We start from the raw sequence: 23939 nt of genomic DNA on the forward strand, positions 1-23939 counted from the left end.
ATGTTCGAAGCCGCACGTTTGCACGATGGAATTGAGCACACTGGCGCACTAGGTGGGCTTCTGGCTGGCGCTGTCATCGGTATCGCGATGGCCGTGGCTGGCGCGGCCCTGCTTGTCTGCACCGCAGGACTCGGTGCCATTCTTCTGGGCGTTGTGTTGTCAGTCGGCGCGGGGGCCGCCCCGGCGATAGGTGAAAGCTTGGGCACAGCGCGAACAACGCCGGCAGGCGATATCATGCAGACCGGATGTTCGCCCAACGTCTTTATCAATGGCCGTAATGCTGCTCTTGCCACTCAAAGCACCGCCAAGTGCGAAAATCATCCTGCGCCTATTCTCATTGCAGACGGCTCTGCCAACGTTTTCATCAATGGTCATCCCGCTGCGCGCAAGGGCGACAAGGTCACATGTGGTGCAAAAATTGGCACCGGGTCCGACAACGTTTTTATTGGCGGTGGCACAAAGCGCTATTTGAAAGTCAACGAGGAAGTCCCTGAAGCGCTTCGCGTCGGCGTTGATATCGCAATCATCGTCGCCTCTATGGGGCGTGCGGGCTTGCCTATGCTGGCAAAGGGGCTTGCCGGTGGCCTCAAGGCAGTTGCACCTTGCGCTCTAGGGTTTGCCGCCACAGTGGCGGGGTCGTATCTATTCGGCCACTATGTAGCTGGACCTGTAATAAGCGGAGTTATAGGTGGCTACAGCGGCAACCCCGTTGACCTCACCAGCGGTCGCAAATTGCTGTTTGAATCGGATGAAACCGACTTTGCCCTGCCGGGACTTATGCCCATCGAGTGGTCGCGCTTTTACGCCAGTGACCTGAACGTTGACGGCGTCTTGGGCAAGGGCTGGGTATTGCCGTGGGAGCAGAGCCTGCGCAGAAACGGCAGTTTCGTTTACCTCATCGACAATCAGGGCCGTAGTGTGCCCTTCGTCAATGTCGAGCCCGGGCAAAGCATTTACAACCCTTACGAGCAGATGCACCTGGTACGCACGCAAGGCGGCCACTACCTGCTGCAGACTCGGGACAACATTTTCTTCTACTTTGGGGAAGTGCCGAACGACAACAAACCTGTCCCGCTGCAACGCATCGAAAACGCATTGGGTCATTACCTGCATTTCAGCCGTACCAAGGAAGGTACTCTGACCGACATCAGCGCCCCCGGTGATGTTCATGTGCATTTGCAGTACGAACACCCGCTAGGGCGGTTGACCTCGGTTAAGCGGATTGTCGATAGGGAAGCCGTTGAAACGCTCGCTCGTTATCACTATGACGACAACGGCCAACTCAGCGACGTCTACAACCGCAATGGCGATTCCATTCGCAGCTTCTCCTACACCGACGGCCTGATGACCCGCCACAGTAATGCACTGGGTCTGAACTGCTACTACCGTTGGGAAACGATTGATGACGAACCTCGCGTGGTCGAGCACTGGACCAGCGATGGCGAGCATTTCCATTACCGGTATGACTTTAAACAGCGCACCTCGTGGGCCGTCGATGTGCTGGGCCGTGAACTGGAAGTTCATTACAACGAAGACCGTCGCGTCACTTCCGGCCGTGATTACGGTGGCGAACACTACACCATCGATATAGACGAAAGCGGCAATATAACAGGGCTCGTACTGCCCGATGACAATACGCTGACCTTCAAATACGACCACCTCTCGCGGCTGGTTGAAGAGACCGACCCGCTAGGGCGCAAGATCACCTACAAACATCATCTGGCGACCACGCTGGTGACCAAGACGACTTTCCCAGATGGCAGCACGTGGGAGAACCGCTACGACTCCAGAGGCAATCTTCTGATCGAGATTGACGCACTGGGGCAAAAAACCGAGTACCTCAACAGCGAAGATGGCCTACCGCACACCATTATTGATGCGACCTACAAGTCCAAATACATGTGGTGGAATAGCCTCGCTCAAGTCGTGCGCTTCCAGGACTGCTCAGGTAAAGATACTTACTATCGCTATGATGACCGCGGCCACCTGATCGCCGTTTCGGATGCCCTGAACAACACCACAACGCTAGAGCGAAAACCCGACGGTGAAGTGCTACGCATCGCCCATCCAGACGGCAGCGTAGAGTCCTTCACCTACAACGCCCTCGGTCAGGTACTTTCGCATACCGATGGCAAAGGCCAGATCACCCGGCTGTCCCGCAACGCGCGTGGCCTGCCCACCCGACGCGAAGACGCCAAAGGCGAAGCCGTTGCCTATCAGTACGACAAGGCCATCCGTCTCACAGCACTGACCAACGAAAACAACGCCACCTACACCTTTGCCTACGACAACTCCGACCGCCTGATCGAAGAAAAGCGTATCGACAACCTCACCCGCCGTTTCAGCTACAACCTTGGCGGGCACCTGACACAGGTCGAGGAAATCGGCTACGGCGAGAAAGGCGAACAGCCACGCCGTAGCACCCATCTGGAGCGCGATCCGATTGGGCGCCTGCTGGCCAAACTCAACGACGATGCGCGTCAGGACTACGCATACGATGACGGCGACCGACTGCTGTCAATCGAGCGCAAGCCGACGGACACCGGCAGAAAGCTCGGCGTCAGCGCTGAGAAACTGGAATTTGCCTACGACCTGCTAGGCCGTCTCGTCAAAGAGACCACCCCGCAGGGCGCACTGGCCTACGAGTACGATCCACTCAGTAACCTGACCACGCTGACGCTTCCCACCGGCCAGCACCTGAACCACCTGTATTACGGCAGCGGTCACCTGCACCAGTTGAACCTTGATGGCCAACTGATCAGCGACATGGAGCGTGACGACCTGCACCGCGAGATCTATCGCACCCAGGGCACGCTCACCAGTTGCTTCGGCTACGACAGCATGGGGCGCAAGGCTTGGCAGTACGCCACAACCCTGCCCGCTGAGAAACTGTCACAGATCCAGAACCCGCTCATAAAGCCTGAGCGCTACGTCGAACATGCCTACAACCCGATTCACCGCCGCTACGAATACGACCCGGCAGGCGAACTGAGCCGCACCCTCGACAAACTGCGCGGCGAAACCCGTTACGAATACGAAGCCAATGGCCAGTTGCTGGCGCGCAACACCGGTCGAGTCGTCGATGGCGAAGAATTCCGCTACGACGCTGCGGCCAACCGCCTCAACTTCAACACCAGCCGCTTCGATCACGTCAAAGACAACCGCCTCAAACAGTGGGCGAACCAGGAGTACAAGTACGACGCCTGGGGCAACCTGATTGAAAAAACCGTCGGCATCGTGCGCTGGCAAACCTTCACCTACGACTGCGAAAACCGCTTGGTCAAGACCGAGACCATGGCTGACACGCAGGTGGAAAGCACCAGCAGTTATCAGTACGACAGCCTGGGCCGACGCGTAGGGAAACAGTCCGAGATCAAAGGCCAGACCGAACACAAACACTTCCTCTGGCAAGGCCTGCGCATGCTGCGCGAAGAAAGCCCCGGCCAGAACAGCCTGTACCTCTACGAACCTGGCAGCTACGCGCCGCTGGCCCGCGTGGATCAGAAGGAAGGCGAAGCCGAGAACAAGGTTTACTACTACCACACCGACCAGATTGGTACGCCGCTGGAAATGACAGATGCCGAAGGGCAAATCGTCTGGCAGGCCAAGTATCGGGCGTGGGGTGCTGTTGAAAAGCTGGTCGTGAACGAGATTGAGCAGAACCTGAGGTTTCAGGGGCAGTATTTTGATGTCGAGACGGGGCTGCACTACAACACGTTTCGGTATTATGACCCGGAGATTGGGCGGTTTACTACGCAGGACCCGATTGGGTTGTTGGGTGGGGAGAATCTTTATCAGTATGCGCCTAACACTACCGGGTGGATTGATTCGTGGGGACTCAGTTGCCAGCCAACAAAAAAATACGAAGTAGGCCCATTCGATAAGTTACAGAAAAAGTCCTCGGTAGGTGATGGTCTAGATATCCATCACGCCGCACAAAAGCACCCAGCAAGTCAAGTGATTCCAGATTACAATCCAAAAACGGCTCCGTCGATAGCTTTGCCTAGAGCAGAGCATAAACTAATCCCAACTATTAAAGGAGAGTTTACCGGCACGCCAAGAAGTTTGTTGGCAAAAGACGTTCAGGACCTTAGGAACTATACCAACACACCTCCATCAGCGATTAGAAAACTCATTGATCTGAATAAAGAGATGTTCCCAGAAGCCTTCCTGAAGTAGGACTGATAAAATGACTCCTCAAGAATTTGTTGACGTTATTAGACTTGTTGTTAGTGATGCTGCTATATCTGACACTATAGATGTCATATCTTCGCCTCCGGGAAGGAAACCAGATAAAAAACTGGTAGAAATTTCCGAATTTTACAATCAACAAGGTACAGCTGAAAAAAAATATATTGAAGAAATAATAAAAAAATCAGTAGAGGAAGCTGTTTTCGGCTTCTTCTGCGTATTAGATGGAGTGCGCGCGATTGAAGATTCTGGACGTAAGGGGGAATTATCCCTTATCTACGAAGGAAATATGACGACAAAACTGAATGGTGATGCCAACCTGCATGACCTCTACAACAACTAACAACGATCCCAACTTTTAGGCTTATAACTTATACACCATCATCACCTACTATTTGCCCCCCTTAAAGGGGGGCTCTAAATTCCTAGCTTATCACTACCTTCATCAGAAGCCAGGAAAAGCAGTAAACTTTATTTTTACTGCGCCTTCCAATCTTTTCCTCAAGAAAAAGCGATAGAAAAAATTGGAGCCATGTATAATTATTGAGCCGAGAGATGCATATTCAAGTTAGGTATATATGTTAAAAGAATTTTCTATTTTAACTAATACCGCAACTATTTTAGTATTTGACATTGATGCGATTAAGCATAGAGTTCCAGATTCTCTTGACTGGTGGAGCATCGTGGAGGATGAGATCCTTGAAGTAAACAAGGGCAACATCGCTTTTCTTGGTTTAGGAGATGATGGTGACTATACTATTAAAGTGTTGGAAGCTATTGAAGGTGAAACAGGCACACTAAATCTACACTTCCCATCAGGCAACGTTTTTGTTGGGGCGGGAGAGGACACGTCTGGAGGCGACCTTGAACCAGATGGGTCTGATGTAATAGAAGGAGAAACCTTAAATTTCGCCCTGGCTACTACAGCATGAAGTTTGCTCGCTCAGGAAATGTAATAGAGCTTTACTTTGAGCAGACATCAGACAAATATAATTTTATAAAAGTCCCTGTTCGGATATAAAAAATCAAAACATGAAGCCTGATACCCATTTATAGTTTAAAGCTCTTTAAAAATCGAGCTGACAGAGGAGGCTATTAACATTTGTTAGCCTCTTTCTAGTTAATGCGGTTTATAATCTACATATACCTGTGGTGGAATGGTCTGGCGCAAGTGCAGCGCTTTCAGGACTGTTCGGGCAAAAGCACTTATTACCGCTATGACGAGCGCCACCACCTGGTGGCCGTCACCGATGCCCTGAACAACACCACCACGCTGGAACGCAAACCCGACGGCGAAGTGCTGCGTATCAACCACCCGGATGGCACCAGCGAGACTTTTACCTACAACGAACTGGGCCAGGTCCTGACGCACACCGATGGCAAGGGCCAGACCACCCAACTGCTGCGCAACGGCCGTGGCCTGCCCAAATGGCGACAGGATGCCAAAGGCCAGACCATCACCTACGAATACGACAAGGCCATCCGCCTTGTCGCACTGACCAACGAAAACGATGCGACCTACCGCTTTGCCTACGACAACGCAGACCGCCTGATCGAAGAAAAGCGCATCGACAACCTCACCCGCCGTTTCAGCTACAACCTTGGCGGGCACCTGACACAGGTCGAGGAAATCGGCTACGGCGAGAAAGGCGAACAGCCACGGCGCAGTACCCATCTGGAGCGCGACCCGATTGGGCGCCTGCTGGCCAAACTCAACGACGATGCGCGTCAGGACTACGCATACGACGACGGCGACCGACTGCTGTCAATCGAGCGCAAGCCGACGGACACCGGCAGAAAGCTCGGCGTCAGCGCTGAGAAACTCGAATTTGCCTACGACCTGCTAGGCCGTCTCGTCAAAGAGACCACCCCGCAGGGCGCACTGGCCTACGAGTACGATCCACTCAGTAACCTGACCACGCTGACGCTTCCCACCGGCCAGCACCTGAACCACCTGTATTACGGCAGCGGTCACCTGCACCAGTTGAACCTTGATGGCCAACTGATCAGCGACATGGAGCGTGACGACCTGCACCGCGAGATCTATCGCACCCAGGGCACGCTCACCAGTTGCTTCGGCTACGACAGCATGGGGCGCAAGGCTTGGCAGTACGCCACAACCCTGCCCGCTGAGAAACTGTCACAGATCCAGAACCCGCTCATAAAGCCTGAGCGCTACGTCGAACATGCCTACAACCCGATTCACCGCCGCTACGAATACGACCCGGCAGGCGAACTGAGCCGCACCCTCGACAAACTGCGCGGCGAAACCCGTTACGAATACGAAGCCAATGGCCAATTGCTGGCGCGCAACACCGGTCGAGTCGTCGATGGCGAAGAGTTCCGCTACGACGCTGCGGCCAACCGCCTCAACTTCAACACCAGCCGCTTCGACCACGTCAAAGACAACCGCCTCAAACAGTGGGCGAACCAGGAGTACAAGTACGACGCCTGGGGCAACCTGATTGAAAAAACCGTCGGCATCGTGCGCTGGCAAACCTTCACCTACGACTGCGAAAACCGCCTGGTCAAAACCGAGACGATGGCTGACACGCAGGTGGAAAGCACCAGCAGTTATCAGTACGACAGCCTGGGTCGACGCGTAGGGAAACAGTCCGAGATCAAAGGCCAGACCGAACACAAACACTTCCTCTGGCAAGGCCTGCGCATGCTGCGCGAAGAAAGCCCCGGCCAGAGCAGCCTGTACCTCTACGAGCACGGCAGCTACGCGCCGCTGGCCCGCGTGGATCAGAAGGAAGGCGAAGCCGAGAACAAGGTTTACTACTTCCACACCGACCAGATCGGCACACCACTGGAAATGACCGACGCCGAAGGGCAAATCGTCTGGCAGGCCAAGTACCGGGCGTGGGGTGCTGTTGAAAAGCTGGTGGTGAACGAGGTTGAGCAGAACCTGAGGTTTCAGGGGCAGTATTTTGATGCCGAAACGGGGCTGCACTACAACACGTTTCGGTATTATGACCCGGAGATTGGGCGGTTTACTACGCAGGATCCGATTGGGTTGTTGGGTGGGTTTAATCTTTATCAGTATGCCCCTAATACCAACGGATGGATTGACCCGCTTGGATGGACTGGGCTAGATGCAAGCGGCCGCCCTCTTTCAAGTAGTCAATACAGCGTATGGAGTAGCGTAGAAATGCCTACAGAAATTCACGGATCTGGGCGCAGCACCCACTTCAAGTACGCTAACGAGGAGTTATATAATAGAACATTAAAAAATCCCGAACTAAAATCAGCTCTTCCTCCAGAAGTAGTAGAGCACATTCAACCTGGTCCTAGAGGAGGTTTCAGTGATAGAAGCCCTCCAAACCATTCGTGGCATCATAATGCTCAAAGCCCTAAAGATATTGAGTTGATGCCTAGAGCGCAACATAAGGCTCCAGGCCCCGTACAGAACAGCCTCCACCCTAACCAGCAGGGTGGATTTAAAAAGCTGCAAAGCTCAGCATGTTGAGGTGAAGATGAAAACTTATAGCATTAGAGAAGTTATCTTAAACATATCAGAGATGCCAGACTCATGGTTTTATCTTCCTGACACCCCATGGACATTGGATACCAAAGGGGCATTTTCACTAGATAGTCGCGATTTCCCGCCCGACTCCACAGACTACTTACCTCCGCAAGCATTAAGTGAAGGTTGGAAGGAGACCCTAGAAACGCCTATCATCGAAGATATAATATCAAATGTTGATGAACAATTATCTCAACCAAGCGTCGAGAACTACTTCGATGCGTTTAAGTTTTACTATGAAAATGATGCATTTAAAATCTTTAAAATCTAGAAAAACCACAAACAACTCTAAAACAAAATAATCTAGCCAGCATTTTTATGCATGGCTAGTTATTAGTTCGAAAGGCACGGATATCGCAAGCGTAAGAAATAATTTATGCGTCGTAAGGATGCATTTGCTACCTACCCCACATATTGCTCTTTAATAAGGTATGCTGCGGCATGACTGCCAACTGTGTCTCCGTCAGCTGCCACTTTCTCTTGAGGTAGTAATGTGCTATCGCTTACACCACATCAAACTGTAATACCGACAGCAACAACAAGCTCGCCGAGGTGTTCAATGGTAACGGCATCACGCAGGATTCGGTTGGGTTGGCTGGGGGCTATAACCTATACCAGTACAATATAAATCCAATTCGCTGGATTGACGCAACGGGTCTAGCCGGATGCACCTTGATTAAGGCAGATGCGGTTGATCACGACTACATTTTAAAATTAAAACGTTCCGAATATCCCGAAACCTTTGGTCACATACAAGACGCAATCAATGGCGGGCAACCGTACATTGTGACCATCCAGAGAGACGCAGCAAAATTAAATAGAAAGACAAGCCTCAAAGACGTTAAAACAATGAAGTCAAAAGATCGCGATGAATGGCCTATGGCCATATTTAAAGAAGGAGGAAGCGGTGCAAGTGTTAGACACATAAATCCTAGCGACAATCGAGGAGCAGGATCTAGTATTGGTAATGTGCTTTCCGAACTTCCAAATGGGACCAAGATTAAAGTAGAGGTTTTCTAATGGCAAATTCTAATCAAGTAGTAGATTTACTCATATCTCATAGTCAAATTCAGATGAGGTCACGTCCGTATGACGAAGCCTTGAGCCAATGGGGGAAATTAAATATTGATCAAGGCGCTGTATTACATAAAGATTATGTAATATTTGACCCCCTGCCAGATGTCGCATTTGGTGCAAACATAATCTTGACTTTAGACACAGAATTTAATTTAGACACGCGAACTCAACGCTGCATAGTGGTACCATTTTTTGTTTCAAAAAGAAACGAATTAGAGGTTGCATCTGCGGCTGAAAAAGCCAAAGTTTTTCTAGATGTCGAAGAGCGTCGATATGCTCTTTACTACGAAGTTTGTGAAGGTGATGAAATTTTTTATAAGTTTACTTTTGTGCCCTCTACAGATGAATTTGATGCAAAATATCTTATGGATGATCCATGGGGTGGGATAAAGGGAAAGACACTGGCTGGGGGCTTTGCTTAGCATCCACAACATTGGTTTCCGTTTTTGCCATGATGGCGCCAAATTTTTCTAAACCATATAGGCTATTTAAAATTTTGGTCGATAAGAGGGGCTGTAAACTATATACCAGCCCCTCTTGTTTTAATCGGTAGTCTGACTGCGAAAACCGCCTGGTCAAGACCGAGACCATGGCTGACACGCAGGTGGAAAGCACCAGCAGTTATCAGTACGACAGCCTGGGCCGACGCGTAGGGAAACAGTCCGAGATCAAAGGCCAGACCGAACACAAACGCTTCCTCTGGCAAGGCCTGCGCATGCTGCGCGAAGAAAGTCCCGGCCAGAGCGCCTGTACCTCTACGAGCACGGCAGCTACGCGCCGCTGGCCCGCGTGGATCAGAAGGAAGGCGAAGCCGAGAACAAGGTTTACTACTTCCACACCGACCAGATCGGCACACCGCTGGAAATGACCGAAGCTGAAGGGCAGATCGTCTGGCAAGCGAAGTACCGGGCGTGGGGTGCGGTTGAAAAGCTGGTGGTGAACGAGGTTGAACAGAACCTGAGGTTTCAGGGGCAGTATTTTGATGTCGAGACGGGGCTGCACTACAATACGTTTCGGTATTATGACCCGGAGATTGGGCGGTTTACTACGCAGGACCCGATTGGGTTGCTGGGTGGGTTTAATTTATATCAATATGCGCCCAACTCTGTTGCATGGGTTGATCCATGGGGATGGAGTGCAAAACCTTCTCACTCTCCAGATATATCGAAATGGTTGGAAAAGGGCGGATCTGTTCACTCCGAGATTGATGGCCGAACATGGGTTTACACCGATTGGGAAGCTAATAGTGTCAGATATCCTAACGGTCACCCTGATTTCACACCCTTCGAACGTCAGCAGGTGGACGTTCCAGATCTTAAAGGGAATCATGGAAAAAATCCGGGGGGCGACTTTGGAAAAGCTGATGCACTTGCTCCAAAGGGGCCAGCTGACTATACAAAAAACACTTGGCATCACCACGAAAATAAAATAAAAATGCAAGAAGTCCCCAAGAAAATCCATAATAGATTCACTCACTCGGGCGGAGTGAAAAACATAAAATCCACATGCTAAGACGGATACAACATGCCAATTATTTATAAAAAAGGACTTCAAAAAACTGACTTGAATCGTATAGAATCAAGTCTCAACAGAGTTTTGCCCTCAGATTACAAAACCTTCTTAAATAAAATGAATGGTTTTTATCTAACGGCGCCTGACTACGTCCAAATACCTCTAACAGCGGTTGATGACGGCGCGGTCAGCTTTGATCGACTTTTTGGTTTAATACCGTTAGAAGAATGCAATGATATAGTCGAGTTTAATAGTGAGTTCTCCTCCGAGCTTAACTTCCTTAGTGGCGCCATTATTATAGGTGAAGATGGAGGAGGAAATCCTTACGTAATGATTGGAGAAAGCAAAGCAAGTCGTGAGGGTATTTACTATTGGGATCGCACACACCTACATGAGTCCGACATGAAAAACAATTGTGATATTGTGGAAGTCAACGACTGCGGGAATCTGTTTTTTATTGCTTCAAGTTTCGATGAGTTTTATAACTTAATCTTGAAGTGCATAGGCGGCTCTCCAGAATTTATTGAAGAGACTTAGTAGAAAGGCTAGACCGGACACCCATAGCAATAAATCGAGCAGAGCTAGCAAAAAAATCATAAAAGTCAAAATTATGACTTTGCGCCATTTACCCCCCGTGTCGATGGTGTGTTGCGGTATAAAATCGCTACTGGGAAGCTGTACACCTTGGACGCTCAAACCACTCATCTAAAAAAATACGAGGTATGCATGTTAAGCCTTGAAGATTCTGGAGTGAAAATTAATCTCGGGGATTTTCCTGAACTAGAAAATCTGGCTGGAGGCAAACTGCCTCAGTCGTTTAAAAAATTCTACTTGGAAAATAACGGAGGATACATAGAAAACAAAAAGCTGTACGGCGATGAATATGTTTACAGCATTCATGGGTTTGAATCAATTAAGGGTGGCAACCCAGGAGTCGAGACTGCATATCTAGACCTTGTCGAAAATGACGAATCATTTACCGGATTAATCCCATTTGCATTTGATGAAGGTGGCAACAGTTACCTATTATCGCTAAGACCCGACGACTATGGCAATATATATCTTTGGCTTCAGGAGGAAGATGAGATGCAGAAAGTATTTGATGACTTTGAAAGTTTTGAGAAAGGACTCAACGTCTTGGACTGACTTATAAAGCCATAAGAATTCTTGACATACCGTTAATACAACCTTCACCCCAGAAGCTAACCGTACAACCAACCTGAACCAGTTAAAGTTCTTTAAAAATTTCTTATTCGCTATTTTCTGGAAGGAGAGCGATTGAAAGCGTCTCAATCTCCTTCCCAGTTTGACATCATGGCAACATACATACTCTTAAATTAGCGGCATGACGATCACTACCTACACTGTTACTCAAGCGTAAGCCGACGGACACCGGCAGAAAGCTCGGCGTCAGCGCTGAGAAACTCGAATTTGCCTACGACCTGCTAGGCCGTCTCGTCAAAGAGACCACCCCGCAGGGCGCACTGGCCTACGAGTACGATCCACTCAGTAACCTGACCACGCTGACTCTTCCCACAGGTCAGCACCTGAACCACCTGTATTACGGCAGCGGTCACCTGCACCAATTGAACCTCGATGGCCAACTGATCAGCGACATGGAGCGTGACGACCTGCACCGCGAGATCTATCGCACCCAGGGCACGCTCACCAGTTGCTTCGGCTACGACAGCATGGGGCGCAAGGCGTGGCAGTACGCGACCACCCTGCCCGCTGAGAAACTGTCACAGATCCAGAACCCGCTCATAAAACCAGAGCGCTACGTCGAACACGCCTACAACCCGATTCACCGCCGCTACGAATACGACCCGGCAGGCGAACTGAGCCGCACCCTCGACAAACTGCGCGGCGAAACCCGTTACGAATACGAAGCCAATGGCCAATTGCTGGCGCGCAACACCGGTCGAGTCGTCGATGGCGAAGAATTCCGCTACGACGCTGCGGCCAACCGCCTCAACTTCAACACCAGCCGCTTCGATCACGTCAAAGACAACCGCCTCAAACAGTGGGCGAACCAGGAGTACAAGTACGACGCCTGGGGCAACCTGATTGAAAAAACCGTCGGCATCGTGCGCTGGCAAACCTTCACCTACGACTGCGAAAACCGCCTGGTCAAAACCGAGACGATGGCTGACACGCAGGTAGAAAGCACAAGCAGTTATCAGTACGACAGCCTGGGCCGACGCGTAGGAAAACAGTCCGAGATCAAACGCCAGACCGAACACAAACACTTCCTCTGGCAAGGCCTGCGCATGCTGCGCGAAGAAAGTCCCGGCCAGAGCAGCCTGTACCTCTACGAACCCGGCAGCTACGCGCCGCTGGCCCATGTGGATCGAAAGGAAGGCGAGACAGGGAACAAGGTTTACTAAGGCGGGTAATATCACTCCGCAAACGAAGTGAAGCGACAACCCCATCTACCAAGAAGACAACCGCCCCACCACAAACCCACCAAGGAAGAACAATGGGTAAACAATCTCGCAGCAAGCCGGCTTATCTGGAGCCCATGGCGATGTACCGCAGCCACGTCGCTGCTTTCCGCTCGCGTTATCTGATGTCCTTTCTGACACCGATCTTCATGGGCATATTCTCCCTCGCCATCACCGCGGGCATTGTGGTGGATGCGTACTTTCCGAATGATCTGGAGCGAACGGGCCAGTCGGTGATGCTCTTGATGGGGGTGACACTGGTCTTGAGTTTCGGCGGCATCATGATGAGTCGCGGGCACGCCTGCGGGGTTTGGATATTGGCGGCCATTCTGGTGGGCTGCTTTTTGGCTGTGTTGCCGACTGCGCCTGCGCATTGGCGGCGCTTTGAGCTGATGTTTTACGCACTGGGGCTGCTTTTCCCGCTGCTGGGCCTTTTGTCGCTCAACAGCCAGCGCGGGCGGGAATTGCGCGTGCAATGGAGAATTATTCGAGCCGAGCGCAAAGAGATTCGCCAGGAAATGCGTCGCCGCAAGGATCTTGAGAAACATCGTGAAAACCTGCGCAAGAGAAAAGCGCTCCGCAAATGATCAGGGTTCTCTCGAGACTTTCTCGCGCCCAACAAAAAACCCGCCGAAGCGGGTTTTTCCAAGACCATCCCGACTCCCTGTCGGCTGCCTCCCAGGCAATGGTCGGTCATCCTTGACCCTGGTGAACTCCTGTTCACCAGTTGATGGATCCAATGCTACTGACCTTGCGTGGTCTCGGATATAGCCGACTTCCTCCAGCGCGTGTAAGCCTTTCGCTATACCGTGTTCTTTCTCAGGGGCAAGAAACAAACGGTAACGGCGTAGTAAGCCGTCATTAAAGTCCATACAATCGCCCGCGCACGATGTAAAAGAGTAAGCCAGAAACACAGGATTTCCCGGAAGAACACGTCATCCCAACGGAACATGAGGAGTAGATCCATGAGCACAGCAGATCAGACTCAAAGCACTGGCAAGTACAGCGCCAAGTGGCAGGAGCGCTTCAACTTTTTCGAGACTTACGGTGCGCCGAACGACCCACGCTTCAAGCCGGCGGTAAACGCGCTGCCTGACTTCAAGAAGAAGCTGCTTGTTTGCGCCAATATCATCGCGTTTTTCTTCGGCCCGATTTATTTCTTCGTGCTGGGGTTGTGGAAGAAAAACCTGGCGCTGATCGGCATCATCATCGTGGTCAACATCGTGCTGAGTGTGCTTTTCGGGATCCTCGGAATGGAGGTTCCAAAAGCATTGGGCACAGGCTTGAACATCGTGTTTTCCTTGATGTACTCCCTGACGGCTAATTACTCCTACTACCTCAAGGAAGTAAAAGGCGAGCAAGGCTGGAACCCGTTCAAAGGCATGCGTCTCTGACCTGAAGATGTAGCCAACTGAATGCGCTTGGGGCCGCTCTCACAGGAGGTGAGTCAATAGCGCACCCGCACCTCTCGATGAGGTCGCGGGTTCGCTGTGGATAAGTGGCCACCAGGCGTTGTCATTGCCCCTCGACCAATCTCAATTCCCCATCCGCGTATCGCACTTCCCTTCCCACCCACGCCATATCGACGTTCGGCAGCACCGCAGAAGGCTTGCGCAGTTCGCGCAGCAAAGTAGACCCGTAGGAAAGCCGCCCGCCCATGCGCGCGATCACGGCGCGTGCGTTCTGGTAGTGCGCGTGGCGTCCTGGATCAAGGGTGTCTTCCAGCAGAATGTCCTCGCCCAGAATACCCTGCACCTGCCCTGGGTAGATCATGAAACCGGTGGCCTGTTCTGCGCCTTCGCGCCCGTCCTGCCAGAAGCTGCCATCACGGCTGCGAATGTCTGGATGAGGTGCAAACCAGTGCTCTCGATCCGCAATGGGCATGGCGTGGTGCAGGCGGAAGAACAGACGCATCAGGTTGTCGCGGTACCACTCGCGCACTTGCAGGTAGTAACCGCGCATGCCCGGCAGACCTGCGCGGTGTGCTACGCGAATGAAACCTGGCCAGGCCGGAAATGCCTGCAATGGCAGGTCCGTGGAAGCCGGGCGCGGCGTCGCCGGGTCGGTTTCCCAGGGCAGCCGATGCGGGCAGTGTTCGAGGTCGTCGTACGCGGTTGGCGGACGTCCCAGCAGATCACCGCCGCTGCTCGCCAGCGAGGTGGCGATGCACAGGTTGCCCTGCACGACGAATACGTAGAAACGGGTGAACCAGTCGGCGAGTTGTTTGCCGTCTGTGCCTTGGGCGGTCAGCGTATGCAGCTCCCGGTCAAACCGATGCAGTTGCTGCTCCAGGGTCAGCAGATGGCCACGTGCAATGCGCTGCATGCGCAGAAACAAGGGCAGCGACCGCAGCACGCGCAGTGGCCGCCAAGGCAGGTGCGGGGTCGCTCCGCCGACTTCACCGGCATAGCTGCTGGACGCAATGCCCCAGTCTGCCAGCCGCGCAAGAAACAAGTCGTTGTTGATGTAGGACGCCGCACCGAACAGTGCCGTGAACGGCTCGTTGTCCTGCAATATGCGTGGGTCCCAGCGCGCCATGATTGCCGGGATGCTGCTTGCAGCTCGTCGCTGAGCGTATTCCACAAAGCGGCTGGGCTGAGGCGGCAGGATCTCGGCAATGTTGGCGGCGGTCAGGTGCCTGCGCCAGCCATAATCACTGATGGGGCGATACTGCAGCAGCCATAGCTGGCTGCCGTCCCAAGCCCACTCGACGTCGCCTGGCACGTAATGGAAAACTCGCAGAACACCTTGCAGGAAGTCCCAGAGCATCTCCTGAGTCAATCCATGAATGGGCCTGAAGCTGCCGCTGCTCCAGGCGTCGCCGAGGCGCGAGATGATCGCTCGCTCGGGGCTCGCCTGACCATCGGCCAGCGACTCCAGATGGCCTTCGACCCACTCCAGCTCGATCGACAGGTGACGCACAAACGCGATACCGGAAAGCACCGGCGTAATGAAGCGCTGCACCACAACCTCTTCGACCCCGGCGCTGTGCAGCTCTGCAATGCGCGCAGGCACGTTATGGGCAGGCTCGCGAAGAAAGGTGGTGCTCAGACCGGCATTTGCCGCATCGGCCTGATCCTCGCCGAAGCTGGACGAGCGCACTGCCCAGATAGCGTCAGGCTGATTGGCCAGAAACGCAGGCAACGCCGAGTCATTACCCTGCTCAAGTGACAACGCCGCTGGCACTGGCTGGCCGGCGATGGCTGCCAGACGCAGGCGCCCGCCCTTGGTGTGTGCAACGAAGCCGCGCTCAGCGGATTCCAGCCAGTGGGCGAATTCGGCTGGCGAATCGATCCACGGGTAATGCCCCCAACCCGGTATGAGGCTGATGGTCAGGTCGGCACGCGCCAGAATGGCCGACCATGCGGCGGCCTGCTCGATACCCAGCACCTTGTCCTGATCGCCCCAAACCAGTTCGATCGGGTCCTGGACCCACTCCAGTAGCGGCAACGCGGTGTCGGCGCGCACCAGGTCCCAATACGGCACGAAGGCACGGCAGCGAGCATAGCCAGCTCCCATGCGTTGGTAATGCGCCGCAGGCCAGGTTTGTCTGGAAAACTTCTTCGCAAACAGCGTGGGCTTGTTGGCCAGCAGCCAGTGAATACTCTTGCGAATGGGCAGCGGCGACATCAATGCGGGCAAGCGCCGCTGCCACAGGAAAGCGCCCACGGGTGCCAACAGCACGCTTCTGCAGAAATGCCCCGGCTGGCGCTGTAGCGCGTGCATGACCAACAGGGCGTTGACGCCCACCGCCATGATTGCGCTGCCCCGCTCCGTCGCCGCCAGTAACGCATCGGCGTAGCCAGCAATGTCAGCGCACGGCGGCTGCGGGTTACTGCCGAAGCCGGGCAATTCCAGGGGTACAACCCGATAGCGCTGAAAATGCGGAAGAACATCGTCCCACCATTCGGCACTGCTGCCGTTGCCCGCCAGCAGGTACATGAGCGGCAAGTCAGACATGACTACGCCCTCTCGACACATCGGCAGCCGCAGCGCACCGGTCATGGCGATAGAGCCAGATCAGCGGCGGCAGCAATGCCAGCAGCGCCGCCATGTCCAGCCATACGTGCGACCAGACACCGCCGCGCACGGAGATCCATATGTCCTGAGGCGCCCAGAGCAGAAGACCGGCGATCAGCCAACCCCAAGGCATGGCGCTTTTCAGGCGATTGCCCAAATGCACAAGCGCCAGCATGTACACCGAATAGGTTTGCAGCGTGGCGCCGAACAACGCCATCCACCAGACCTGTTGCGTACGCGCAGCAGCGGGAACCGCATCGGTCCAGAACGCCTGTTCGAGCGTTGTCAGGTAGCCATCGAGCAAACCGGCAAAGCCTGCCCAGGTGAACACGAGACTGCCCAGCACGTGAGCCCCGGCGACGGCGTATAACCACGCCACCAGCGTACGGCGCAGGGTGTCAGAAGAGAGCGGCATGCCAGGTCCTTGGGTCATTATCGGAAGATGCCGAGTCTAGCGATTTCTCGTCAGGCCTTATAGCGAAAAGGCTAGATGCTGATTGCTCCTGATTCACCAGCGTAGGTACTACGGTATTTACCTGTAAGGTATGAAAATCCGTAGCAGCTCAGACATGTTCGGACCGTAATATTCTCGGATTACCTCTGAGTGCGGCAGTTGTAAGCATCGTGCTCCATGATCTTGAGAACACTTGTTATTTCTACCAGCAGACAGCTCTTCTGCTACGGCCTAATATTTCCCCTCATAGCACGTTTACCCGCATGAAAGGAGCGCGCGATCACGAGCGAGATAACAGAAAAAGTGACAGAAATTTGGGCCAACGCACTTGGCATATCAAAATAAGACATAAAACCGACAGACAGGTTTTACGAAGATTTAAAGCTGGATGTCGCTGACGCGTTTTTGGCTCTAGAAGATGCGCTTGGCTTCAGCATCCCGGACAAAGATACTGCCAAGCTCAATACCTTACAAAGTATCTTTGACTACGTGCCAAAAAACAGAACATGAATTCAACGTATGCGACCAGTAGTCCACGGCCCATTCAGCTACCAACGCTATTGAAGGCACTCCGTAGTCAATATACTGAGTAGCCCCAGTCGAAGTTCATTCGTCGGGCGCTGGGCGTGATTAGCACGCTGATGCAGGAAATGCCCGCATCAGCTTGAAAGCGCTCGGGGACACGCATCGCGCAGCCCGAGCAAACAGCCGCAGCTTACTGGCCGCCCAGTGCGCCGACCTTGCCCATGACGTTGCTCATGAACTGTTGAACGGTCATTTTCTGGCCGTTGAAGTCGACCATTTCGTTGGCATAGTGCAGGTCGGAGACGATGTTGTCGCCGTCGACCTTGGCCAGTTGCATCATCTCGGCCATGACGCTGGCCATGTCGCTGGCAGCCTTGGCCTGTTCTGCGATGACCTTGAGGTCGGTCTGGCCTTCGCGTATGGCCTGCTGTGTCGCAAGGTCGCGAATCATCGGCCTGGACAAGACGACTTTAGCGTTGACCTCGCCGAGGGTTTTCAAGAGCAGCGCATCAGATGGCTGATCAAGCGCCCCTGGATCGGTCAGGTCCACCGCGATGCGCATGTGGCTTTCACCGTTGCTGGTCTTGAGCGACAGCTTTTCCAGCTCGATATGCGGCTTGGCAGTCAGCAGCTTCTTCATCTGGGTGTTCATCAGTTCTTGATCGGCAGCGTTCAGCTCCAGACGGAAAGGACGCTTCTCCAGCGCTGCTGCTTGTTGTTGAGGCAGGATTTTTTCCTGATACAACTGATACAGCGCCTGCGTGGCCATCACATCGAAATTGGCGATCTTGAAGCCCATGTGCCCGGCACCCACTTCCTTGCCGCCATAGGAAATCATGCCCGCATCGTAATTGACCTGCGCGGCCAGATTACCGGCGTCTTCCTGCGCCAGGTTGGTGTTGGTGAAGTCCTTGATCTGCACCTTTGGTTTGCCCACCAACTGGAAACCCGCATTCTGGACTTTCATGTTGGTGTGGCCCAGATAGAAGCCGGACTTGCCCTTGGTGCCGCCAGTGTCGAAGGTCATGCCCTTGACTTCGATGCTCACCGGACCTTCAGCTGACGCGACGTTGAGTTGCAGGTTATCCATGTTGCCGGCGAGGCTGAATTTCTCGGCATCAGCGGACGACTCGACGTTCAGGTCCAGCCCCGAGAAGCTGAACGTCCCGTCCACATCGGTCATTTCCAGCGGAGCCATTTGCAGCGTGCCCCGGGTGGCGCGGTCATAGCTGATGCTGGCCTGCCCTTTCAGCGGCGGGACGCCCTTGCTCATCGCAAACCATTTGTCGGCGTCAGGGCTTTTTTCCATCTGGAAATTGCTCAGGGCCATGACCGGCAGCAGGTTCAGGGTTTTCAGGCGCGACAGCGGTATGGGGCCGTGCTCGATCTGGTCAACAAACAGGAACTGGCCACCCTGGGTGCTATCGGACAGGTTCTGGATGTCGACACGATAATGCGCCGTGCTGCTGAAGAAGTGCTTTTCCAGCGAGACCATTTCCAGTTTGACGCTGGTGTCAGTGCCGTTGAATGATTTGGAAAGCTCCTGATTGGCCTTGCTGATGGAATCGTTCAGCGCGCCCTCCAGCTGATTGCCTGTGTACCAGGCACCTCCCGTAACCAATGCGCCCGCTACGACAATGACGCCAATCGCTATACCTGCTGATTTATTCATAGTGACCTGAAGATATCCGTTCTGATGATGGGGAAGTCGTACCGGGACCGGTAGCACAGCCCGAAAACCGCGAAAGATTATCAGAAACACAGGGTAGCCACGGTGTTCATGGAAACGTTAGGCTGAAAACCGAATTCGAAAACCGGACGGGATCACATGAGCGAACAGCACAACGAACGAGGCCCGATCAAGGCCGTCATCTTCGATATGGATGGTCTGTTGCTGGACACCGAGGGTGTCTACACGGAAGTCACGCACCTGATTGCCAGCCGACATGGCCGAACCTTCGACTGGTCTGTCAAACAACACACCATTGGCCGTGGCGCACGAGATTTCTCGGATTACGTGATCAAGGCGCTTGAACTGCCGATGTCGATAGACGAGTTTCTCGAGGTTCGGGAGCCCATGCTCGAAGAGCGTTTCCCACGCGCTGCGGCAATGCCCGGCGCCGAGGCGCTGGTGCGGCATCTGGCTGCCCACAATATTCCCATTGCGGTGGGCACCAGTTCGTCGGTGCATTACTTCCAGGCCAAGACGACCCTGCACCGCGCATGGTTCGAGCTGTTCGACACGGTCGTGACCGCCGATGACCCTGAAGTGGGCGCGGCCAAACCGGCGCCGGATATCTTTCTGGTCGCCGCACGCCGTCTCGGTGTTGCCCCGGCAGATTGCCTGGTCTTCGAAGACTCGCCGTTCGGTGTCACCGCAGCCAAGGCTGCCGGCATGTACGCTGTGGCAGTGCCGGACTCGCACATGCCGGTCGAGCAATACGAGCACGCAGATCTGCTGCTTGCCTCATTGGCCGACTTCCCGCTCAAGGCGTGGGGGTTGCCTGAACTCGATTGAATGACAAGGAGATGATGAGCATGGATTATCGAACCCTCGGCCAGTCAGGCCTCAAGGTTTCTACATTGACCCTCGGCTCGATGATGTTCGGCGAGCAGACCGGTGCCGAAGAGTCACTGCGTATCATCGACAAGGCCAGGGATCAGGGCATCAATTTCATCGACACTGCGGATGTCTACAACGGCGGTCGCTCGGAAGAAATCGTCGGCCGGGCCATTGCGGCGCAGCGCAGCGACTGGGTGTTGGCCACCAAAGTCGCCATCGGTCCTGCAGACGGCCTGCCCAACCGGGCAGGCCTGAACCGCAAGCATATCTTCAACGCCATCGAGAACAGCTTGCGGCGACTGGATACCGACTATGTGGATATCTATTACCTGCACAAGGAAGATCAGAACACTCCGCTGGAAGTAACGGTCTCGGCGATTGGCGACCTGATCCGTCAGGGCAAGATTCGCCACTGGGGCGTGTCGAACTTCCGCGGCTGGCGTATCGCGGAAATCGTCAACGTCGCGCAACGTCTGGGTGTCGACAAGCCGGTCATCAGCCAGCCGTTGTACAACATCGTCAACCGTCAGGCCGAAGTCGAGCAGATCACTGCTGCGGCCTATCACGGGCTGGGTGTGGTGCCGTTCAGCCCGCTGGCGCGTGGAGTGCTCAGTGGCAAGTACGCCCCGGACATCGCTCCGGACAGCGAAAGCCGGGCCGGGCGTCAGGACAAGCGGCTGCTGGAAACCGAATGGCGCGTGGAGTCGTTGCGTATCGCGCAGCGGGTTCAGGAGTACGTGCAGGACAAAGGTGTCGGCATCGTCGAGTTTGCCATTGCCTGGGTGCTCAACAATCAGGCGGTGACTTCGGCGATTGTCGGACCCAGGACCGAACAGCAGTGGGACGGCTACACAAAAGCGCTGGCGGTGAAGATCACGCCTGAAGATGAGGCCTTCATCGACTCGCTGGTCACACCCGGACATGCCTCCACACCCGGTTTCAATGATGTTCAGCACTTTGTGTCCGGCCGCCTGGTTCGCTGAGGCGCGTCTCACCTGCGGCCTTATGCCGCGAAGGGCAGCAGCATGGCGCGCTGAAACGGCTGTTCCAGGTGCTTTGGCGCAAAAAAACGAGGTCGAAACCTGGTGCTTTTGAGCGCTCGTTCGGTGCTGAGGCCGGATGAGCGTTAAGATAGGTGTGCATTTATTGACCACCGGAGGCTGGGAATGCCGCCCCGGATCATGCAACAACACACAATGAAGTTTCTATTTTCGCGACGTGCAGGCAAGGCTTGGCTAGTCTGTCAGCAGCCCCGCGATTAAGTGGACCCTGTCCAGTCAGGTTGATGAAGAAGTAGGCCGATGCGTAAATCAGATAGAGAAGCCTTTCTGGGCTCCGTACTGGGCAATGAGCAGCCTCCGGCGCACCTTGCCCGATCAGTTATTGAAGAAAAACTGCGAAACGCCATCATCGATGGCAGCTTGCCGAGCGGCACGGCCTTGCGTCAGCAGGAGCTGGCAACGCTGTTCGGTGTCAGCCGGATGCCTGTGCGTGAGGCATTACGCCAACTAGAGGCGCAGTCTCTATTGCGCGTCGAAACGCACAAGGGCGCGGTGGTAGCGCCATTGATCACCGAAGACGCTGTAGACGCCTATGCCCTGCGGATCCTCTTGGAGTCCGAGGCGTTGCGCCTGTCCATTCCGTTACTGGATGCAGAGGACCTGGCCGTCGCCGCACGTTGTATCGAACAGCTTGAGGTAGAGACTGACTTCGGCCAGATCGGCAAGCTCAATCGATTGTTCCACTTGTCGTTGTACGCCAAGACACGCAACAAGCGCCTGATGCGCCTTGTTGAAGAAGGCCTGAACGAAGAAGAGCGTTTTCTGCGCTTCAATCTTTCGGCCATGGGGCTGGGCAAGCTTTCTCAGGATGATCACTGGGAGCTGCTGCGGCTGGCCGAGCAAAGGGCCGTCGAGCCCTGTGTGGAAGCCTTGAAGCTGCATCTCAACCGCGGCGTCAAGGCGGTAACTGAATACCTGAACAGCAACAAGGCTATCAACGCAAAGCCTGCCCGCGCATCGAAGAAAAAACCCGCCTGAACAAGCGAAGCGTTGATCTGCCGGCGTTGAAACATAGCTGGCAGATTGACCGACCGCCCTTCTCTGCCCCCTCCTCCTCGCAGTCTCGGCACCTGGCATGGCACTTTCATATCTATTTTACTGATCGCGGGTGGCCTGACACTGGAATGAGGCAAACTCGGTCGTGGTCCCAGGGAACCCAACCGGAGGGTATTCCATGGAGACGGCTGGAGCTGTCCGCGCAGCATCGGGGCAGTTCTCTGTTCATCTGAACTCAATGGATAAGGAGTTGCTGAACGGGGCACACACCTATTGGAAGTCATTTCCAATGATCGCCCATAAAAACCCATCACTCTGATTAGACGGCTTAACGACAACGCTGAGCGAGGCATTCGCTCATTAGTAATTATTCTGACCCTCTTCAGTCGGAAGGGTTGTCTGCGCCTAAATAAAACATTGAAAGAATGTTTTATAGCCACCCGCTTTACTTTAAAAAAGCATCAATTAAATATTATTAAAAATTGATTGCATGCCTGATTAAATTTGTTTTAAGTTTTCTACGCAGCCAACCACCTTGTTGCTGCACCGCTAGGCCATCATGGCCTTCAGCAACCCAGCAGCGTCTTTAACTGACGACAAAACCCACACAGAACTGTGGGCCCACTGTGAACTAATGCTTTGAACAGCAGGACGTCTTTCGCCTGCCAGCCGGTAAGTTTCGGCCTTATTTATAACCACCAACCGCCACGCACCAAAGAAAAACTGCGCCACTTCAAACAACTAACATGACCAAAAGGATATCGCCATGTCTTGTGAGAAAACGCTACTCGCTTATCAAAAAGCAGCACTAAGCCGTCACCCGATCTTTGCAGAAATCACCACATTGCCTGTGCTGAGGCGTTTTATGGAGACCCATGTATTCGCGGTGTGGGACTTCATGTCTTTGACCAAGCGTCTGCAGCAGGAATTGACCTGCACGCGCCTGCCCTGGCTGCCACCGATGGACGCCTCCGCTGCCCGTCTGATCAATGAGATCGTGCTGGGAGAAGAGTCCGACGACAAACCGGGGCATGGCCACTACAGCCATTTCGAACTCTATCTGGACGCCATGCGCGAAATCGGCGCAAGCACCGCGCAGATCGAGCGCTTCATCGAGCTGCAACGGCAAGGCGTCCACTACTCGACGGCGCTGCAGCAGGTCAATGCCGGTCAGGCGGCCTCGGCCTTCGTGACACACACGCTCGAAACAGCCCTGCACGCCCCCGCACACAGCGTTGCTGCGGCATTTTTGCATGGTCGCGAGAGCGTTATCCCGCAGATGTTCCAGAGCATTCTTGATGACTGGGGCATCACCGTCGATCAGGCACCGACTTTTCGCTATTACTTGGAGCGCCATATCGAAGTGGACTCCGAAGACCACGGTCCTGCTGCAGAGCACTTGCTGGCGCGCCTGGTTGGCGACGACGCGCAACGGGAAAAAGAGGTTTACCAGGCGGCTATCGCAGCCGTGAAAAGCAGGGTCCGGCTGTGGGACACGCTGCGCATCAGCATGCAGGCACCACTGGTGCAGGCCAGCTCGGTTGCAACACTCTGACCCCTTAGAAGG

17 protein-coding genes and 4 pseudogenes are annotated in these 23939 nt (G+C 54.1%); 18 read left to right on the forward strand and 3 right to left on the reverse strand.

The features are described from left to right. The 14 genes and pseudogenes from POR16_RS24515 (at window position 1) to POR16_RS24580 (ending at window position 14147) form a co-directional block, all read left to right on the forward strand. Window positions 1-4179, forward strand: coding sequence for an RHS repeat-associated core domain-containing protein (locus tag POR16_RS24515; protein WP_154897072.1), 4179 nt, complete (start codon window positions 1-3; stop codon window positions 4177-4179). Window positions 4180-4189: 10 nt separating this feature from the next. Next, a complete protein-coding gene (locus tag POR16_RS24520; protein WP_005895871.1) occupies window positions 4190-4534 on the forward strand; it encodes a hypothetical protein in 345 nt (114 codons plus the stop codon). Between the two features lie 235 nt (window positions 4535-4769). Further along, window positions 4770-5123: a DUF6386 family protein gene (locus tag POR16_RS24525; RefSeq protein ID WP_005895870.1), complete on the forward strand. Its 354-nt coding sequence runs from the start codon at window positions 4770-4772 to the stop codon at window positions 5121-5123. Between the two features lie 212 nt (window positions 5124-5335). Beyond that, window positions 5336-7279 (forward strand): annotated as a pseudogene (locus POR16_RS24530) (RHS repeat-associated core domain-containing protein); the annotation flags it as partial. Window positions 7280-7670: 391 nt separating this feature from the next. Further along, on the forward strand, window positions 7671-7991 hold the full coding sequence (locus tag POR16_RS24535; RefSeq protein WP_024671394.1) for a DUF7716 domain-containing protein: 321 nt from the start codon (window positions 7671-7673) through the stop codon (window positions 7989-7991). A gap of 281 nt (window positions 7992-8272) precedes the next feature. Continuing rightward, the gene (locus POR16_RS24540) at window positions 8273-8740 is read left to right on the forward strand and encodes a NucA/NucB deoxyribonuclease domain-containing protein (protein ID WP_005895867.1); all 468 of its coding nucleotides are present in this window, start codon (window positions 8273-8275) and stop codon (window positions 8738-8740) included. Beyond that, window positions 8740-9219 carry a competence protein ComJ gene (gene comJ, locus POR16_RS24545; RefSeq protein ID WP_081004403.1) on the forward strand — a complete coding sequence of 160 codons (480 nt, stop codon included), beginning with the start codon at window positions 8740-8742 and terminating at the stop codon, window positions 9217-9219. The genes POR16_RS24540 and comJ overlap by 1 nt, the downstream gene beginning before the upstream one ends. Before the next feature lie 134 nt (window positions 9220-9353). Beyond that, a pseudogene (locus tag POR16_RS26210) lies at window positions 9354-9931 on the forward strand (RHS repeat domain-containing protein); the annotation flags it as partial. A gap of 273 nt (window positions 9932-10204) precedes the next feature. Beyond that, a pseudogene (locus POR16_RS26915) lies at window positions 10205-10309 on the forward strand (HNH endonuclease); the annotation flags it as partial. 12 nt (window positions 10310-10321) lie between these two features. Beyond that, complete coding sequence (locus POR16_RS24560; RefSeq protein WP_005895865.1) at window positions 10322-10846, forward strand: SMI1/KNR4 family protein; 525 nt, start codon at window positions 10322-10324, stop codon at window positions 10844-10846. Between the two features lie 189 nt (window positions 10847-11035). Beyond that, entirely contained in the window at window positions 11036-11455 is a 420-nt protein-coding gene (locus tag POR16_RS24565) for an SMI1/KNR4 family protein (protein WP_042932924.1), read from the forward strand. Between the two features lie 218 nt (window positions 11456-11673). Beyond that, window positions 11674-12693: pseudogene (locus POR16_RS24570) on the forward strand (type IV secretion protein Rhs); the annotation flags it as partial. Window positions 12694-12788: 95 nt separating this feature from the next. After that, window positions 12789-13340: a hypothetical protein gene (locus POR16_RS24575; protein WP_005888883.1), complete on the forward strand. Its 552-nt coding sequence runs from the start codon at window positions 12789-12791 to the stop codon at window positions 13338-13340. Window positions 13341-13718: 378 nt separating this feature from the next. After that, window positions 13719-14147: a DUF2628 domain-containing protein gene (locus tag POR16_RS24580; protein WP_005895861.1), complete on the forward strand. Its 429-nt coding sequence runs from the start codon at window positions 13719-13721 to the stop codon at window positions 14145-14147. 121 nt (window positions 14148-14268) lie between these two features. Here POR16_RS24580 and POR16_RS24585 read toward each other — a convergent pair whose 3' ends face one another. The 3 genes from POR16_RS24585 to POR16_RS24595 form a co-directional block, all read right to left on the reverse strand. Then, window positions 14269-16713 (reverse strand): alpha/beta hydrolase, encoded by a 2445-nt coding sequence (locus tag POR16_RS24585; protein ID WP_005895859.1) that lies wholly within the window; start codon window positions 16711-16713, stop codon window positions 14269-14271. Further along, a complete protein-coding gene (locus POR16_RS24590) occupies window positions 16706-17188 on the reverse strand; it encodes a hypothetical protein (RefSeq protein WP_005895858.1) in 483 nt (160 codons plus the stop codon). The genes POR16_RS24585 and POR16_RS24590 overlap by 8 nt, the downstream gene beginning before the upstream one ends. Before the next feature lie 754 nt (window positions 17189-17942). Continuing rightward, on the reverse strand, window positions 17943-19424 hold the full coding sequence (locus POR16_RS24595) for a YdgA family protein (protein ID WP_005895856.1): 1482 nt from the start codon (window positions 19422-19424) through the stop codon (window positions 17943-17945). 156 nt (window positions 19425-19580) lie between these two features. On the opposite strand from POR16_RS24595, the gene POR16_RS24600 reads away from it, so the two are divergent. From POR16_RS24600 to POR16_RS24615, 4 genes are all read left to right on the forward strand, one after another. Beyond that, the gene (locus POR16_RS24600) at window positions 19581-20270 is read left to right on the forward strand and encodes an HAD-IA family hydrolase (RefSeq protein ID WP_005895854.1); all 690 of its coding nucleotides are present in this window, start codon (window positions 19581-19583) and stop codon (window positions 20268-20270) included. Between the two features lie 20 nt (window positions 20271-20290). Further along, window positions 20291-21298, forward strand: a complete 1008-nt coding sequence (locus POR16_RS24605) for an aldo/keto reductase (RefSeq protein ID WP_053932775.1) — start codon at window positions 20291-20293, stop codon at window positions 21296-21298. Between the two features lie 318 nt (window positions 21299-21616). After that, entirely contained in the window at window positions 21617-22354 is a 738-nt protein-coding gene (locus POR16_RS24610; RefSeq protein WP_005895847.1) for a GntR family transcriptional regulator, read from the forward strand. Window positions 22355-23138: 784 nt separating this feature from the next. Continuing rightward, on the forward strand, window positions 23139-23927 hold the full coding sequence (locus POR16_RS24615) for a DUF3050 domain-containing protein (protein ID WP_005895845.1): 789 nt from the start codon (window positions 23139-23141) through the stop codon (window positions 23925-23927). Window positions 23928-23939 lie beyond the last annotated feature (12 nt).

It is taken from the genome of Pseudomonas coronafaciens pv. oryzae str. 1_6 (assembly GCF_000156995.2).
Classification (GTDB): Bacteria; Pseudomonadota; Gammaproteobacteria; order Pseudomonadales; family Pseudomonadaceae; genus Aquipseudomonas; species Aquipseudomonas tremae.